Below are 19542 nucleotides of genomic sequence, written 5' to 3' on the forward strand. Positions count from 1 at the left end.
AGACTTAACAGGTTTAGCTGCGGGTACATACAGTGTCACAGTAACCGATGCGAACTCGTGTACAGCAACAGCCAGTGTGTTAATCACCGAACCAACAAAAGTAGTAGCAAGCATTGTTGGCACAAACTTAACTTGTAATGGCGATAACAGTGGCAAAGCGAACTTAACAGCGAGTGGTGGCACAGGAGCTTTGAAATATTTGTGGAGCAATGGAGCAACGACAGAAGACTTAACAGGTTTAGCTGCGGGTACATATTCAGTAACAGTAACCGATGCGAACTCGTGTACAGCAACAGCCAGTGTGTTAATCACCGAACCAACAAAAGTAGTAGCAAGCATTGTTGGCACAAACTTAACTTGTAATGGGGATAACAGTGGCAAAGCGAACTTAACAGCGAGTGGTGGCACAGGAGCTTTGAAATATTTGTGGAGCAATGGAGCAACGACAGAAGACTTAACAGGTTTAGCTGCGGGTACATATTCAGTAACAGTAACCGATGCGAACTCGTGTACAGCAACAGCCAGTGTGTTAATCACCGAACCAACGAAAGTAGTAGCAAGCATTGTTGGCACAAACTTAACTTGTAATGGCGATAACAGTGGCAAAGCGAACTTGACGGCGAGTGGTGGCACAGGAGCCTTGAAATATTTGTGGAGCAATGGAGCAACGACAGAAGATTTAACAGGTTTAGCTGCAGGTACATATTCAGTAACAGTAACCGATGCGAACAATTGCAGTGCAACAGCCAGTGTGTTAATCACCGAACCAACGAAAGTAGTAGCAAGCATTGTTGGCACAAACTTAACTTGTAATGGGGATAACAGTGGCAAAGCGAACTTGACAGCGAGTGGTGGCACAGGAGCCTTGAAATATTTGTGGAGCAATGGAGCAACGACAGAAGATTTAACAGGTTTAGCTGCGGGTACATACAGTGTCACAGTAACCGATGCGAACTATTGCAGTGCGACTGCCAGTGTATTAATCACCGAACCAACGAAAGTAGTAGCGAGCATTGTTGGCACAAACTTAACTTGTAATGGCGATAACAGTGGCAAAGCGAACTTAACAGCGAGTGGTGGCACAGGAGCCTTGAAATATTTGTGGAGCAATGGAGCAACGACAGAAGACTTAACAGGTTTAGCTGCAGGTACATATTCAGTAACAGTAACCGATGCGAACTCGTGTACAGCAACAGCCAGTGTGTTAATCACCGAACCAACAAAAGTAGTAGCGAGCATTGTTGGCACAAACTTAACTTGTAATGGGGATAACAGTGGCAAAGCGAACTTAACAGCGAGTGGTGGCACAGGAGCCTTGAAATATTTGTGGAGCAATGGAGCAACGACAGAAGATTTAACAGGTTTAGCTGCGGGTACATATTCAGTAACAGTAACCGATGCGAACTATTGCAGTGCGACTGCCAGTGTATTAATCACCGAACCAACGAAAGTAGTAGCAAGCATTGTTGGCACAAACTTAACTTGTAATGGCGATAACAGTGGCAAAGCGAACTTAACAGCGAGTGGTGGCACAGGAGCTTTGAAATATTTGTGGAGCAATGGAGCAACGACAGAAGACTTAACAGGTTTAGCTGCAGGTACATATTCAGTAACAGTAACCGATGCGAACTCGTGTACAGCAACAGCCAGTGTGTTAATCACCGAACCAACAAAAGTAGTAGCAAGCATTGTTGGCACAAACTTAACTTGTAATGGCGATAACAGTGGCAAAGCGAACTTGACGGCGAGTGGTGGCACAGGAGCCTTGAAATATTTGTGGAGCAATGGAGCAACGACAGAAGATTTAACAGGTTTAGCTGCAGGTACATATTCAGTAACAGTAACCGATGCGAACAATTGCAGTGCAACAGCCAGTGTGTTAATCACCGAACCAACAAAAGTAGTAGCAAGCATAGTAGGTACAAACTTGACTTGTAATGGGGATAACAGTGGCAAAGCGAACTTGACAGCGAGTGGTGGCACAGGAGCTTTGAAATATTTGTGGAGCAATGGAGCAACGACAGAAGATTTAACAGGTTTAGCTGCAGGTACATACAGTGTCACAGTAACCGATGCGAACTATTGCAGTGCGACTGCCAGTGTGTTAATCACCGAACCAACAAAAGTAGTAGCGAGCATAGTAGGTACAAACTTGACTTGTAATGGCGATAACAGTGGCAAAGCGAACTTGACGGCGAGTGGTGGCACAGGAGCCTTGAAATATTTGTGGAGCAATGGAGCAACGACAGAAGACTTAACAGGTTTAGCTGCAGGTACATATTCAGTAACAGTAACCGATGCGAACTCGTGTACAGCAACAGCCAGTGTGTTAATCACCGAACCAACGAAAGTAGTAGCAAGCATTGTTGGCACAAACTTAACTTGTAATGGCGATAACAGTGGCAAAGCGAACTTGACGGCGAGTGGTGGTACAGGAGCCTTGAAATATTTGTGGAGCAATGGAGCAACGACAGAAGACTTAACAGGTTTAGCTGCGGGTACATACAGTGTCACAGTAACCGATGCGAACTCGTGTACAGCAACAGCCAGTGTGTTAATCACCGAACCAACAAAAGTAGTAGCAAGCATTGTTGGCACAAACTTAACTTGTAATGGCGATAACAGTGGCAAAGCGAACTTAACAGCGAGTGGTGGCACAGGAGCTTTGAAATATTTGTGGAGCAATGGAGCAACGACAGAAGACTTAACAGGTTTAGCTGCGGGTACATATTCAGTAACAGTAACCGATGCGAACTCGTGTACAGCAACAGCCAGTGTGTTAATCACCGAACCAACAAAAGTAGTAGCAAGCATTGTTGGCACAAACTTAACTTGTAATGGGGATAACAGTGGCAAAGCGAACTTAACAGCGAGTGGTGGCACAGGAGCTTTGAAATATTTGTGGAGCAATGGAGCAACGACAGAAGACTTAACAGGTTTAGCTGCGGGTACATATTCAGTAACAGTAACCGATGCGAACTCGTGTACAGCAACAGCCAGTGTGTTAATCACCGAACCAACGAAAGTAGTAGCAAGCATTGTTGGCACAAACTTAACTTGTAATGGCGATAACAGTGGCAAAGCGAACTTGACGGCGAGTGGTGGCACAGGAGCCTTGAAATATTTGTGGAGCAATGGAGCAACGACAGAAGATTTAACAGGTTTAGCTGCAGGTACATATTCAGTAACAGTAACCGATGCGAACAATTGCAGTGCAACAGCCAGTGTGTTAATCACCGAACCAACGAAAGTAGTAGCAAGCATTGTTGGCACAAACTTAACTTGTAATGGGGATAACAGTGGCAAAGCGAACTTGACAGCGAGTGGTGGCACAGGAGCCTTGAAATATTTGTGGAGCAATGGAGCAACGACAGAAGATTTAACAGGTTTAGCTGCGGGTACATACAGTGTCACAGTAACCGATGCGAACTATTGCAGTGCGACTGCCAGTGTATTAATCACCGAACCAACGAAAGTAGTAGCGAGCATTGTTGGCACAAACTTAACTTGTAATGGCGATAACAGTGGCAAAGCGAACTTAACAGCGAGTGGTGGCACAGGAGCCTTGAAATATTTGTGGAGCAATGGAGCAACGACAGAAGACTTAACAGGTTTAGCTGCAGGTACATATTCAGTAACAGTAACCGATGCGAACTCGTGTACAGCAACAGCCAGTGTGTTAATCACCGAACCAACAAAAGTAGTAGCGAGCATTGTTGGCACAAACTTAACTTGTAATGGGGATAACAGTGGCAAAGCGAACTTAACAGCGAGTGGTGGCACAGGAGCCTTGAAATATTTGTGGAGCAATGGAGCAACGACAGAAGATTTAACAGGTTTAGCTGCGGGTACATATTCAGTAACAGTAACCGATGCGAACTATTGCAGTGCGACTGCCAGTGTATTAATCACCGAACCAACGAAAGTAGTAGCAAGCATTGTTGGCACAAACTTAACTTGTAATGGCGATAACAGTGGCAAAGCGAACTTAACAGCGAGTGGTGGCACAGGAGCTTTGAAATATTTGTGGAGCAATGGAGCAACGACAGAAGACTTAACAGGTTTAGCTGCAGGTACATATTCAGTAACAGTAACCGATGCGAACTCGTGTACAGCAACAGCCAGTGTGTTAATCACCGAACCAACAAAAGTAGTAGCAAGCATTGTTGGCACAAACTTAACTTGTAATGGCGATAACAGTGGCAAAGCGAACTTGACGGCGAGTGGTGGCACAGGAGCCTTGAAATATTTGTGGAGCAATGGAGCAACGACAGAAGATTTAACAGGTTTAGCTGCAGGTACATATTCAGTAACAGTAACCGATGCGAACAATTGCAGTGCAACAGCCAGTGTGTTAATCACCGAACCAACAAAAGTAGTAGCAAGCATAGTAGGTACAAACTTGACTTGTAATGGGGATAACAGTGGCAAAGCGAACTTGACAGCGAGTGGTGGCACAGGAGCTTTGAAATATTTGTGGAGCAATGGAGCAACGACAGAAGACTTAACAGGTTTAGCTGCGGGTACATATTCAGTAACAGTAACCGATGCGAACAGTTGCAGTGCAACAGCCAGTGTGTTAATCACCGAACCAACAAAAGTAGTAGCAAGCATTGTTGGCACAAACTTAACTTGTAATGGGGATAACAGTGGCAAAGCGAACTTGACGGCGAGTGGTGGCACAGGAGCCTTGAAATATTTGTGGAGCAATGGAGCAACGACAGAAGATTTAACAGGTTTAGCTGCGGGTACATACAGTGTCACAGTAACCGATGCGAACTATTGCAGTGCGACTGCCAGTGTATTAATCACCGAACCAACGAAAGTAGTAGCAAGCATTGTTGGCACAAACTTAACTTGTAATGGCGATAACAGTGGCAAAGCGAACTTAACAGCGAGTGGTGGCACAGGAGCTTTGAAATATTTGTGGAGCAATGGAGCAACGACAGAAGACTTAACAGGTTTAGCTGCGGGTACATATTCAGTAACAGTAACCGATGCGAACTCGTGTACAGCAACAGCCAGTGTGTTAATCACCGAACCAACAAAAGTAGTAGCAAGCATTGTTGGCACAAACTTAACTTGTAATGGGGATAACAGTGGCAAAGCGAACTTGACGGCGAGTGGTGGCACAGGAGCCTTGAAATATTTGTGGAGCAATGGAGCAACGACAGAAGACTTAACAGGTTTAGCTGCGGGTACATACAGTGTCACAGTAACCGATGCGAACTCGTGTACAGCAACAGCCAGTGTGTTAATCACCGAACCAACAAAAGTAGTAGCGAGCATTGTTGGCACAAACTTAACTTGTAATGGGGATAACAGTGGCAAAGCGAACTTGACAGCGAGTGGTGGCACAGGAGCCTTGAAATATTTGTGGAGCAATGGAGCAACGACAGAAGATTTAACAGGTTTAGCTGCGGGTACATACAGTGTCACAGTAACCGATGCGAACTATTGCAGTGCGACTGCCAGTGTATTAATCACCGAACCAACGAAAGTAGTAGCGAGCATTGTTGGCACAAACTTAACTTGTAATGGCGATAACAGTGGCAAAGCGAACTTGACAGCGAGTGGTGGCACAGGAGCCTTGAAATATTTGTGGAGCAATGGAGCAACGACAGAAGACTTAACAGGTTTAGCTGCGGGTACATATTCAGTAACAGTAACCGATGCGAACTCGTGTACAGCAACAGCCAGTGTGTTAATCACCGAACCAACAAAAGTAGTAGCGAGCATTGTTGGCACAAACTTAACTTGTAATGGGGATAACAGTGGCAAAGCGAACTTGACAGCGAGTGGTGGCACAGGAGCCTTGAAATATTTGTGGAGCAATGGAGCAACGACAGAAGATTTAACAGGTTTAGCTGCGGGTACATATTCAGTAACAGTAACCGATGCGAACTATTGCAGTGCGACTGCCAGTGTATTAATCACCGAACCAACGAAAGTAGTAGCAAGCATTGTTGGCACAAACTTAACTTGTAATGGCGATAACAGTGGCAAAGCGAACTTAACAGCGAGTGGTGGCACAGGAGCTTTGAAATATTTGTGGAGCAATGGAGCAACGACAGAAGACTTAACAGGTTTAGCTGCAGGTACATATTCAGTAACAGTAACCGATGCGAACAGTTGCAGTGCAACAGCCAGTGTGTTAATCACCGAACCAACGAAAGTAGTAGCAAGCATTGTTGGCACAAACTTAACTTGTAATGGCGATAACAGTGGCAAAGCGAACTTGACGGCGAGTGGTGGCACAGGAGCCTTGAAATATTTGTGGAGCAATGGAGCAACGACAGAAGACTTAACAGGTTTAGCTGCGGGTACATACAGTGTCACAGTAACCGATGCGAACTCGTGTACAGCAACAGCCAGTGTGTTAATCACCGAACCAACAAAAGTAGTAGCGAGCATTGTTGGCACAAACTTAACTTGTAATGGCGATAACAGTGGCAAAGCGAACTTGACAGCGAGTGGTGGCACAGGAGCCTTGAAATATTTGTGGAGCAATGGAGCAACGACAGAAGACTTAACAGGTTTAGCTGCGGGTACATATTCAGTAACAGTAACCGATGCGAACTCGTGTACAGCAACAGCCAGTGTGTTAATCACCGAACCAACAAAAGTAGTAGCGAGCATAGTAGGTACAAACTTAACTTGTAATGGCGATAACAGTGGCAAAGCGAACTTGACAGCGAGTGGTGGCACAGGAGCTTTGAAATATTTGTGGAGCAATGGAGCAACGACAGAAGACTTAACAGGTTTAGCTGCAGGTACATATTCAGTAACAGTAACCGATGCGAACAGTTGCAGTGCGACTGCCAGTGTGTTAATCACCGAACCAACGAAAGTAGTAGCAAGCATAGTAGGTACAAACTTGACTTGTAATGGGGATAACAGTGGCAAAGCGAACTTGACAGCGAGTGGTGGCACAGGAGCTTTGAAATATTTGTGGAGCAATGGAGCAACGACAGAAGACTTAACAGGTTTAGCTGCGGGTACATATTCAGTAACAGTAACCGATGCGAACAATTGCAGTGCGACTGCCAGTGTATTAATCACCGAACCAACAAAAGTAGTAGCGAGCATTGTAGGCACAAACTTAACTTGTAATGGCGATAACAGTGGCAAAGCGAACTTAACAGCGAGTGGTGGCACAGGAGCCTTGAAATATTTGTGGAGCAATGGAGCAACGACAGAAGACTTAACAGGTTTAGCTGCAGGGACATATTCAGTAACAGTAACCGATGCGAACAATTGCAGTGCGACTGCCAGTGTATTAATCACCGAACCAACGAAAGTAGTAGCGAGCATAGTAGGTACAAACTTGACTTGTAATGGGGATAACAGTGGCAAAGCGAACTTAACGGCGAGTGGTGGTACAGGAGCCTTGAAATATTTGTGGAGCAATGGAGCAACGACAGAAGACTTAACAGGTTTAGCTGCAGGTACATATTCAGTAACAGTAACCGATGCGAACAGTTGCAGTGCAACAGCCAGTGTGTTAATCACCGAACCAACGAAAGTAGTAGCAAGCATAGTAGGTACAAACTTGACTTGTAATGGCGATAACAGTGGCAAAGCGAACTTGACGGCGAGTGGTGGCACAGGAGCTTTGAAATATTTGTGGAGCAATGGAGCAACGACAGAAGATTTAACAGGTTTAGCTGCGGGTACATACAGTGTCACAGTAACCGATGCGAACTATTGCAGTGCGACTGCCAGTGTATTAATCACCGAACCAACGAAAGTAGTAGCAAGCATTGTTGGCACAAACTTAACTTGTAATGGCGATAACAGTGGCAAAGCGAACTTAACAGCGAGTGGTGGCACAGGAGCCTTGAAATATTTGTGGAGCAATGGAGCAACGACAGAAGACTTAACAGGTTTAGCTGCGGGTACATATTCAGTAACAGTAACCGATGCGAACTCGTGTACAGCAACAGCCAGTGTGTTAATCACCGAACCAACAAAAGTAGTAGCAAGCATAGTAGGTACAAACTTGACTTGTAATGGGGATAACAGTGGCAAAGCGAACTTGACAGCGAGTGGTGGTACAGGAGCCTTGAAATATTTGTGGAGCAATGGAGCAACGACAGAAGACTTAACAGGTTTAGCTGCAGGTACATACAGTGTCACAGTAACCGATGCGAACTATTGCAGTGCGACTGCCAGTGTATTAATCACCGAACCAACGAAAGTAGTAGCAAGCATTGTTGGCACAAACTTAACTTGTAATGGGGATAACAGTGGCAAAGCGAACTTGACAGCGAGTGGTGGCACAGGAGCCTTGAAATATTTGTGGAGCAATGGAGCAACGACAGAAGATTTAACAGGTTTAGCTGCAGGTACATATTCAGTAACAGTAACCGATGCGAACTATTGCAGTGCGACTGCCAGTGTATTAATCACCGAACCAACGAAAGTAGTAGCAAGCATTGTTGGCACAAACTTAACTTGTAATGGCGATAACAGTGGCAAAGCGAACTTAACAGCGAGTGGTGGCACAGGAGCCTTGAAATATTTGTGGAGCAATGGAGCAACGACAGAAGATTTAACAGGTTTAGCTGCGGGTACATACAGTGTCACAGTAACCGATGCGAACTATTGCAGTGCGACTGCCAGTGTATTAATCACCGAACCAACGAAAGTAGTAGCAAGCATTGTTGGCACAAACTTAACTTGTAATGGGGATAACAGTGGCAAAGCGAACTTGACAGCGAGTGGTGGCACAGGAGCCTTGAAATATTTGTGGAGCAATGGAGCAACGACAGAAGATTTAACAGGTTTAGCTGCAGGTACATATTCAGTAACAGTAACCGATGCGAACTATTGCAGTGCGACTGCCAGTGTATTAATCACCGAACCAACGAAAGTAGTAGCAAGCATTGTTGGCACAAACTTAACTTGTAATGGCGATAACAGTGGCAAAGCGAACTTAACAGCGAGTGGTGGCACAGGAGCCTTGAAATATTTGTGGAGCAATGGAGCAACGACAGAAGATTTAACAGGTTTAGCTGCGGGTACATACAGTGTCACAGTAACCGATGCGAACTCGTGTACAGCAACAGCCAGTGTGTTAATCACCGAACCAACAAAAGTAGTAGCAAGCATAGTAGGTACAAACTTGACTTGTAATGGCGATAACAGTGGCAAAGCGAACTTGACAGCGAGTGGTGGTACAGGAGCCTTGAAATATTTGTGGAGCAATGGAGCAACGACAGAAGATTTAACAGGTTTAGCTGCGGGTACATATTCAGTAACAGTAACCGATGCGAACTCGTGTACAGCAACAGCCAGTGTGTTAATCACCGAACCAACAAAAGTAGTAGCAAGCATAGTAGGTACAAACTTGACTTGTAATGGCGATAACAGTGGCAAAGCGAACTTGACAGCGAGTGGTGGCACAGGAGCCTTGAAATATTTGTGGAGCAATGGAGCAACGACAGAAGATTTAACAGGTTTAGCTGCGGGTACATACAGTGTCACAGTAACCGATGCGAACTATTGCAGTGCGACTGCCAGTGTATTAATCACCGAACCAACGAAAGTAGTAGCAAGCATTGTTGGCACAAACTTAACTTGTAATGGCGATAACAGTGGCAAAGCGAACTTGACGGCGAGTGGTGGCACAGGAGCCTTGAAATATTTGTGGAGCAATGGAGCAACGACAGAAGACTTAACAGGTTTAGCTGCGGGTACATACAGTGTCACAGTAACCGATGCGAACTCGTGTACAGCAACAGCCAGTGTGTTAATCACCGAACCAACAAAAGTAGTAGCGAGCATAGTAGGTACAAACTTAACTTGTAATGGGGATAACAGTGGCAAAGCGAACTTGACAGCGAGTGGTGGCACAGGAGCCTTGAAATATTTGTGGAGCAATGGAGCAACGACAGAAGATTTAACAGGTTTAGCTGCGGGTACATACAGTGTCACAGTAACCGATGCGAACTATTGCAGTGCGACTGCCAGTGTATTAATCACCGAACCAACGAAAGTAGTAGCAAGCATTGTTGGCACAAACTTAACTTGTAATGGCGATAACAGTGGCAAAGCGAACTTAACAGCGAGTGGTGGCACAGGAGCTTTGAAATATTTGTGGAGCAATGGAGCAACGACAGAAGACTTAACAGGTTTAGCTGCAGGTACATATTCAGTAACAGTAACCGATGCGAACAGTTGCAGTGCAACAGCCAGTGTGTTAATCACCGAACCAACAAAAGTAGTAGCAAGCATAGTAGGTACAAACTTGACTTGTAATGGGGATAACAGTGGCAAAGCGAACTTGACAGCGAGTGGTGGCACAGGAGCTTTGAAATATTTGTGGAGCAATGGAGCAACGACAGAAGACTTAACAGGTTTAGCTGCAGGTACATACAGTGTCACAGTAACCGATGCGAACAGTTGCAGTGCAACAGCCAGTGTGTTAATCACCGAACCAACAAAAGTAGTAGCAAGCATTGTTGGTACAAACTTAACTTGTAATGGGGATAACAGTGGCAAAGCGAACTTGACAGCGAGTGGTGGCACAGGAGCTTTGAAATATTTGTGGAGCAATGGAGCAACGACAGAAGATTTAACAGGTTTAGCTGCAGGTACATACAGTGTCACAGTAACCGATGCGAACTATTGCAGTGCGACTGCCAGTGTATTAATCACCGAACCAACAAAAGTAGTAGCAAGCATTGTTGGCACAAACTTAACTTGTAATGGCGATAACAGTGGCAAAGCGAACTTAACAGCGAGTGGTGGCACAGGAGCTTTGAAATATTTGTGGAGCAATGGAGCAACGACAGAAGACTTAACAGGTTTAGCTGCAGGTACATATTCAGTAACAGTAACCGATGCGAACAGTTGCAGTGCAACAGCCAGTGTATTAATCACCGAACCAACGAAAGTAGTAGCAAGCATTGTTGGCACAAACTTGACTTGTAATGGGGATAACAGTGGCAAAGCGAACTTAACAGCGAGTGGTGGCACAGGAGCCTTGAAATATTTGTGGAGCAATGGAGCAACGACAGAAGACTTAACAGGTTTAGCTGCGGGTACATATTCAGTAACAGTAACCGATGCGAACTCGTGTACAGCAACAGCCAGTGTGTTAATCACCGAACCAACAAAAGTAGTAGCGAGCATAGTAGGTACAAACTTGACTTGTAATGGCGATAACAGTGGCAAAGCGAACTTGACGGCGAGTGGTGGCACAGGAGCCTTGAAATATTTGTGGAGCAATGGAGCAACGACAGAAGACTTAACAGGTTTAGCTGCGGGTACATATTCAGTAACAGTAACCGATGCGAACTCGTGTACAGCAACAGCCAGTGTGTTAATCACCGAACCAACGAAAGTAGTAGCAAGCATTGTTGGCACAAACTTAACTTGTAATGGCGATAACAGTGGCAAAGCGAACTTGACGGCGAGTGGTGGCACAGGAGCCTTGAAATATTTGTGGAGCAATGGAGCAACGACAGAAGACTTAACAGGTTTAGCTGCGGGTACATACAGTGTCACAGTAACCGATGCGAACAATTGCAGTGCGACTGCCAGTGTGTTAATCACCGAACCAACGAAAGTAGTAGCAAGCATTGTTGGCACAAACTTAACTTGTAATGGCGATAACAGTGGCAAAGCGAACTTGACAGCGAGTGGTGGCACAGGAGCCTTGAAATATTTGTGGAGCAATGGAGCAACGACAGAAGATTTAACAGGTTTAGCTGCGGGTACATACAGTGTCACAGTAACCGATGCGAACTATTGCAGTGCGACTGCCAGTGTATTAATCACCGAACCAACGAAAGTAGTAGCAAGCATTGTTGGCACAAACTTAACTTGTAATGGCGATAACAGTGGCAAAGCGAACTTAACAGCGAGTGGTGGCACAGGAGCTTTGAAATATTTGTGGAGCAATGGAGCAACGACAGAAGACTTAACAGGTTTAGCTGCAGGTACATATTCAGTAACAGTAACCGATGCGAACAGTTGCAGTGCAACAGCCAGTGTGTTAATCACCGAACCAACAAAAGTAGTAGCAAGCATAGTAGGTACAAACTTGACTTGTAATGGGGATAACAGTGGCAAAGCGAACTTGACAGCGAGTGGTGGCACAGGAGCTTTGAAATATTTGTGGAGCAATGGAGCAACGACAGAAGACTTAACAGGTTTAGCTGCAGGTACATACAGTGTCACAGTAACCGATGCGAACAGTTGCAGTGCAACAGCCAGTGTGTTAATCACCGAACCAACAAAAGTAGTAGCAAGCATTGTTGGTACAAACTTAACTTGTAATGGGGATAACAGTGGCAAAGCGAACTTGACAGCGAGTGGTGGCACAGGAGCTTTGAAATATTTGTGGAGCAATGGAGCAACGACAGAAGATTTAACAGGTTTAGCTGCAGGTACATACAGTGTCACAGTAACCGATGCGAACTATTGCAGTGCAACAGCCAGTGTGTTAATCACCGAACCAACAAAAGTAGTAGCAAGCATAGTAGGTACAAACTTGACTTGTAATGGGGATAACAGTGGCAAAGCGAACTTAACAGCGAGTGGTGGCACAGGAGCTTTGAAATATTTGTGGAGCAATGGAGCAACGACGGAAGACTTAACAGGTTTAGCTGCAGGTACATATTCAGTAACAGTAACCGATGCGAACAATTGCAGTGCAACGGCCAGTGTGTTAATCACCGAACCAACGAAAGTAGTAGCGAGCATAGTAGGTACAAACTTAACTTGTAATGGCGATAACAGTGGCAAAGCGAACTTAACAGCGAGTGGTGGTACAGGAGCTTTGAAATATTTGTGGAGCAATGGAGCAACGACAGAAGACTTAACAGGTTTAGCTGCAGGTACATACAGTGTCACAGTAACAGATGCGAACAATTGCAGTGCAACGGCAAGTGTGTATATTACTCAACCTGAACCACTTACGTTGACAGGTACAAGTATAGATGTTAAATGTAATGATGAAACAAATGGCTCTGTTACTTTAACAGCAACCGGAGGTAAAACACCTTATTCATACAGTAAAGATGGAATTAACTTCCAACCAAGCAATGTGTTTAGTGGTTTGACAGCAGGAGTTTATACATTTACTGTGAAAGACCAAAATTACTGTATTAAAACAACTGTGGTTGAAGTTAAACAACCAGATAAATTAATTGCTACACCTTCTAAGACGGATGTAACATGTTACTCAGGCAAAGATGGTTCTGCAACTGTCAATGTTAGCGGTGGTAAAACACCATATTCTTACCAATGGAATACGGGAGCCACTACTCAAACCATTACAGGTTTAGCCGCAGGTACTTATACTGTTCAAGTAACTGACGCAAATGGTTGTAAGGTATCACTTACTGGTATTATTGTTAATCAACCAGCTCCTTTAGTTCCAACTATTGGTAGTAATTCACCAGTTTGTGAAGGAACAACAATTAGCTTAACATCAAGTGGTGGTATTACATATTCTTGGACAGGTCCAAATAGCTTTACCTCAACATTACAAAATCCATTTATCACACCAGCAACATTAGCTGAACAAGGCACTTACAATGTAACTGTAACTGATAGTAAAGGGTGTATAGGAACAACAGCAACAGTTGTAACAATCAAAGTATTGGAGAAAATTGTTTCAACAAATGCTAATGTTTGTGAAGGGCAGAACTTAACATTGACTGCCCCAGATTATGGTATTGGTGCAACATATCAATGGACAGGACCCAATGCTTTTGCTCAGTCGGGTAGAATTGTTACAATTAATAGTGTAACGTTAGCAGCTGAAGGTGTTTATACTATTGTTGTAACAAAAGAACTATGTACTACAACTGGAACAGTAACGGTTGATGTGAAAGAAAAACCAACACCACCTACAATCAGTGTTGATGGTGCAAATACAATATGCGAAAAAGGTTCTGTTACACTGGTAGCATCTGCTTGTGTAAGTGGAACTGTAGTTTGGTCAACAACAGCTACTGGTAATACTATTACTGTAGCGAATGAAGGAACCTATACTGCCATTTGTAAAGTAGGTGATTGTTCAAGTAACGTTTCAAATTCGGTAATTGTAACCAAGGGAACCACTCCTGTAGCTCCGACTATTACAAGTGACAAGACGATATGTTGTGATGGAGAGAAAGCGAAATTAACAGCGAGTGGTTGTGTAGGAAGTTTGACATGGAGTACAGGAGCAACGACGAGCATCATCGAAGTGAGTGTAGCAGGAACCTATACAGCAAGTTGTAGTAATTCTTGTGGCAGTAGCTCATCATCGACCCCAATAATAATCAGGACAGGAGTAAAACCAACAACTCCAACGATCGTAACGAATAAAGAGACGCTATGTTTAGGAGAGAGTGCGACATTAATAGCAAGTGGTTGTAATGGTAGTTTGAACTGGAGTACTGGAGCGACGACAAGCAGTATTACAGTACTTGTAGCAGGAACCTATTCAGTGGTATGTGAGACGATTTGTGGGGTAAGTCCTAAGTCGAATGAGATATTGATCAATACAGGAAACAAGCCAAATGCACCATTGATCAGTGCAGACAAGACAGGCATCTGTGTTGGAGAAAGTGCAGTATTGACAGCGAGTGGTTGTGTAGGAAGTTTGACATGGAGTACTGGAGCGACGACTAATATCATCACCGTCAGTGCAGCAGGCACATATACGGCAATTTGTAGCAATGTATGTGGTAGTAGTGGATCAAGTAATCCAGTGGTAATCAACCAAAACAGCAAGCCAAATGCACCACTGATTAGTGCAGACAAGACGATATGTTGTGATGGAGAGAAAGCGAAATTAACAGCGAGTGGTTGTGTAGGAAGTTTGACATGGAGTACAGGAGCAACGACGAGCATCATCGAAGTGAGTGTAGCAGGAACCTATACAGCAAGTTGTAGTAATTCTTGTGGCAGTAGCTCATCATCGACCCCAATAATAATCAGGACAGGAGTAAAACCAACAACTCCAACGATCGTAACGAATAAAGAGACGCTATGTTTAGGAGAGAGTGCGACATTAATAGCAAGTGGTTGTAATGGTAGTTTGAACTGGAGTACTGGAGCGACGACAAGCAGTATTACAGTACTTGTAGCAGGAACCTATTCAGTGGTATGTGAGACGATTTGTGGGGTAAGTCCTAAGTCGAATGAGATATTGATCAATACAGGAAACAAGCCAAATGCACCATTGATCAGTGCAGACAAGACAGGTATTTGTGTTGGAGAAAGTGCAGTATTGACAGCAAGTGGTTGTGTGGGAAGTTTGACATGGAGTACTGGAGCGACGACTAATATCATCACCGTCAGTGCAGCAGGCACATATACGGCAATTTGTAGCAATGTATGTGGTAGTAGTGGATCAAGTAATCCAGTGGTAATCAACCAAAACAGCAAGCCAAATGCCCCATTGATTAGTGCAGACAAGACCGGTATCTGTGTTGGAGAAAGTGCAGTATTGACAGCGAGTGGCTGTGTGGGAAGTTTAACATGGAGTACTGGAGCGACGACTAATATCATCACCGTCAGTGCAGCAGGCACATATACGGCAATTTGTAGCAATGTATGTGGTAGTAGTGGATCAAGTAATCCAGTGGTAATCAACCAAAACAGCAAGCCAAATGCACCATTGATCAGTGCAGACAAGACAGGTATTTGTGTTGGAGAAAGTGCAGTATTGACAGCAAGTGGTTGTGTGGGAAGTTTAACATGGAGTACTGGAGCGACGACTAATATCATCACCGTCAGTGCAGCAGGCACATATACGGCAATTTGTAGCAATGTATGTGGTAGTAGTGGATCAAGTAATCCAGTGGTAATCAACCAAAACAGCAAGCCAAATGCACCATTGATCAGTGCAGACAAGACAGGTATTTGTGTTGGAGAAAGTGCAGTATTGACAGCAAGTGGTTGTGTGGGAAGTTTAACATGGAGTACTGGAGCGACGACTAATATTATCACCGTCAGTGCAGCGGGTACTTATACGGCAATTTGTAGCAATGTATGTGGTAGTAGTGGATCAAGTAATCCAGTGGTAATCAACCAAAACAGCAAGCCAAATGCACCATTGATCAGTGCAGACAAGACAGGTATCTGTGTTGGAGAAAGTGCAGTATTGACAGCAAGTGGTTGTGTGGGAAGTTTGACATGGAGTACTGGAGCGACGACTAATATCATCACCGTCAGTGCAGCAGGCACATATACGGCAACTTGTAGCAATGTATGTGGTAGTAGTGGATCAAGTAATCCAGTGGTAATCAACCAAAACAGCAAGCCAAATGCACCATTGATCAGTGCAGACAAGACCGGCATTTGTGTTGGAGAAAGTGCAGTATTGACAGCAAGTGGCTGTGTGGGAAGTTTAACATGGAGTACTGGAGCGACGACTAATATCATCACCGTCAGTGCAGCAGGCACATATACGGCAATTTGTAGCAATGTATGTGGTAGTAGTGGATCAAGTAATCCAGTGGTAATCAACCAAAACAGCAAACCAAATGCACCATTGATCAGTGCAGACAAGACAGGCATCTGTGTTGGAGAAAGTGCAGTATTGACAGCGAGTGGTTGTGTAGGAAGTTTAACATGGAGTACTGGAGCGACGACTAATATCATCACCGTCAGTGCAGCAGGCACATATACGGCAATTTGTAGCAATGTATGTGGTAGTAGTGGATCAAGTAATCCAGTGGTAATCAACCAAAACAGCAAGCCAAATGCACCACTGATTAGTGCAGACAAGACGATATGTTGTGATGGAGAGAAAGCGAAATTAACAGCGAGTGGTTGTGTAGGAAGTTTGACATGGAGTACAGGAGCAACGACGAGCATCATCGAAGTGAGTGTAGCAGGAACCTATACAGCAAGTTGTAGTAATTCTTGTGGCAGTAGCTCATCATCGACCCCAATAATAATCAGGACAGGAGTAAAACCAACAACTCCAACGATCGTAACGAATAAAGAGACGCTATGTTTAGGAGAGAGTGCGACATTAATAGCAAGTGGTTGTAATGGTAGTTTGAACTGGAGTACTGGAGCGACGACAAGCAGTATTACAGTACTTGTAGCAGGAACCTATTCAGTGGTATGTGAGACGATTTGTGGGGTAAGTCCTAAGTCGAATGAGATATTGATCAATACAGGAAACAAGCCAAATGCACCATTGATCAGTGCAGACAAGACAGGTATTTGTGTTGGAGAAAGTGCAGTATTGACAGCAAGTGGTTGTGTGGGAAGTTTGACATGGAGTACTGGAGCGACGACTAATATCATCACCGTCAGTGCAGCAGGCACATATACGGCAATTTGTAGCAATGTATGTGGTAGTAGTGGATCAAGTAATCCAGTGGTAATCAACCAAAACAGCAAGCCAAATGCCCCATTGATTAGTGCAGACAAGACCGGTATCTGTGTTGGAGAAAGTGCAGTATTGACAGCGAGTGGCTGTGTGGGAAGTTTAACATGGAGTACTGGAGCGACGACTAATATCATCACCGTCAGTGCAGCAGGCACATATACGGCAATTTGTAGCAATGTATGTGGTAGTAGTGGATCAAGTAATCCAGTGGTAATCAACCAAAACAGCAAGCCAAATGCACCATTGATCAGTGCAGACAAGACAGGTATTTGTGTTGGAGAAAGTGCAGTATTGACAGCAAGTGGTTGTGTGGGAAGTTTAACATGGAGTACTGGAGCGACGACTAATATCATCACCGTCAGTGCAGCAGGCACATATACGGCAATTTGTAGCAATGTATGTGGTAGTAGTGGATCAAGTAATCCAGTGGTAATCAACCAAAACAGCAAGCCAAATGCACCATTGATCAGTGCAGACAAGACAGGTATTTGTGTTGGAGAAAGTGCAGTATTGACAGCAAGTGGTTGTGTGGGAAGTTTAACATGGAGTACTGGAGCGACGACTAATATTATCACCGTCAGTGCAGCGGGTACTTATACGGCAATTTGTAGCAATGTATGTGGTAGTAGTGGATCAAGTAATCCAGTGGTAATCAACCAAAACAGCAAGCCAAATGCACCATTGATCAGTGCAGACAAGACAGGTGTCTGTGTTGGAGAAAGTGCAGTATTGACAGCAAGTGGTTGTGTGGGAAGTTTGACATGGAGTACTGGAGCGACGACTAATATCATCACCGTCAGTGCAGCAGGCACATATACGGCAACTTGTAGCAATGTATGTGGTAGTAGTGGATCAAGTAATCCAGTGGTAATCAACCAAAACAGCAAGCCAAATGCACCATTGATCAGTGCAGACAAGACCGGCATTTGTGTTGGAGAAAGTGCAGTATTGACAGCAAGTGGTTGTGTGGGAAGTTTAACATGGAGTACTGGAGCGACGACTAATATCATCACCGTCAGTGCAGCGGGCACATATACGGCAATTTGTAGTAATGTATGTGGTAGTAGTGGATCAAGTAATCCAGTGGTAATCAACCAAAACAGCAAGCCAAATGCACCATTGATCAGTGCAGACAAGACAGGTATTTGTGTTGGAGAAAGTGCAGTATTGACAGCAAGTGGTTGTGTGGGAAGTTTAACATGGAGTACTGGAGCGACGACTAATATTATCACCGTCAGTGCAGCGGGTACTTATACGGCAATTTGTAGCAATGTATGTGGTAGTAGTGGATCAAGTAATCCAGTGGTAATCAACCAAAACAGCAAGCCAAATGCACCATTGATCAGTGCAGACAAGACAGGTGTCTGTGTTGGAGAAAGTGCAGTATTGACAGCAAGTGGTTGTGTGGGAAGTTTGACATGGAGTACTGGAGCGACGACTAATATCATCACCGTCAGTGCAGCAGGCACATATACGGCAACTTGTAGCAATGTATGTGGTAGTAGTGGATCAAGTAATCCAGTGGTAATCAACCAAAACAGCAAGCCAAATGCACCATTGATCAGTGCAGACAAGACAGGTATTTGTGTTGGAGAAAGTGCAGTATTGACAGCAAGTGGTTGTGTGGGAAGTTTAACATGGAGTACTGGAGCGACGACCAATATCATCACCGTCAGTGCAGCAGGCACATATACGGCAATTTGTAGTAATGTATGTGGTAGTAGTGGATCAAGTAATCCAGTGGTAATCAACCAAAACAGCAAACCAAATGCACCATTGATCAGTGCAGACAAGACAGGTATTTGTGTTGGAGAAAGTGCAGTATTGACAGCGAGTGGCTGTGTGGGAAGTTTGACATGGAGTACTGGAGCGACGACCAATATCATCACCGTCAGTGCAGCGGGCACATATACGGCAATTTGTAGTAATGTATGTGGTAGTAGTGGATCAAGTAATCCAGTGGTAATCAACCAAAACAGCAAGCCAAATGCACCATTAATCAGTGCAGACAAGACAGGTATTTGTGTTGGAGAAAGTGCAGTATTGACAGCAAGTGGTTGTGTGGGAAGTTTGACATGGAGTACTGGAGCGACGACCAATATCATCACCGTCAGTGCAGCGGGTACTTATACGGCAATTTGTAGCAATGTATGTGGTAGTAGTGGATCAAGTAATCCAGTGGTAATCAA

At 44.4% G+C, this 19542-nt stretch carries 1 protein-coding gene (running past both ends of the window); it reads left to right on the top strand.

Every position in this 19542-nt window falls within one protein-coding gene, locus tag ACQUQZ_RS05190, for a gliding motility-associated C-terminal domain-containing protein, read on the top strand. The gene is 48060 nt long; 13853 of those nucleotides lie to the left of the window and 14665 to its right, leaving coding positions 13854-33395 in view, spanning codon 4618 (partial) through codon 11132 (partial); the first codon wholly inside the window starts at position 2. The start codon and the stop codon both lie outside this window.

This window comes from Emticicia sp. SJ17W-69, from assembly GCF_051209875.1.
Classification (GTDB): Bacteria; Bacteroidota; Bacteroidia; order Cytophagales; family Spirosomataceae; genus Emticicia.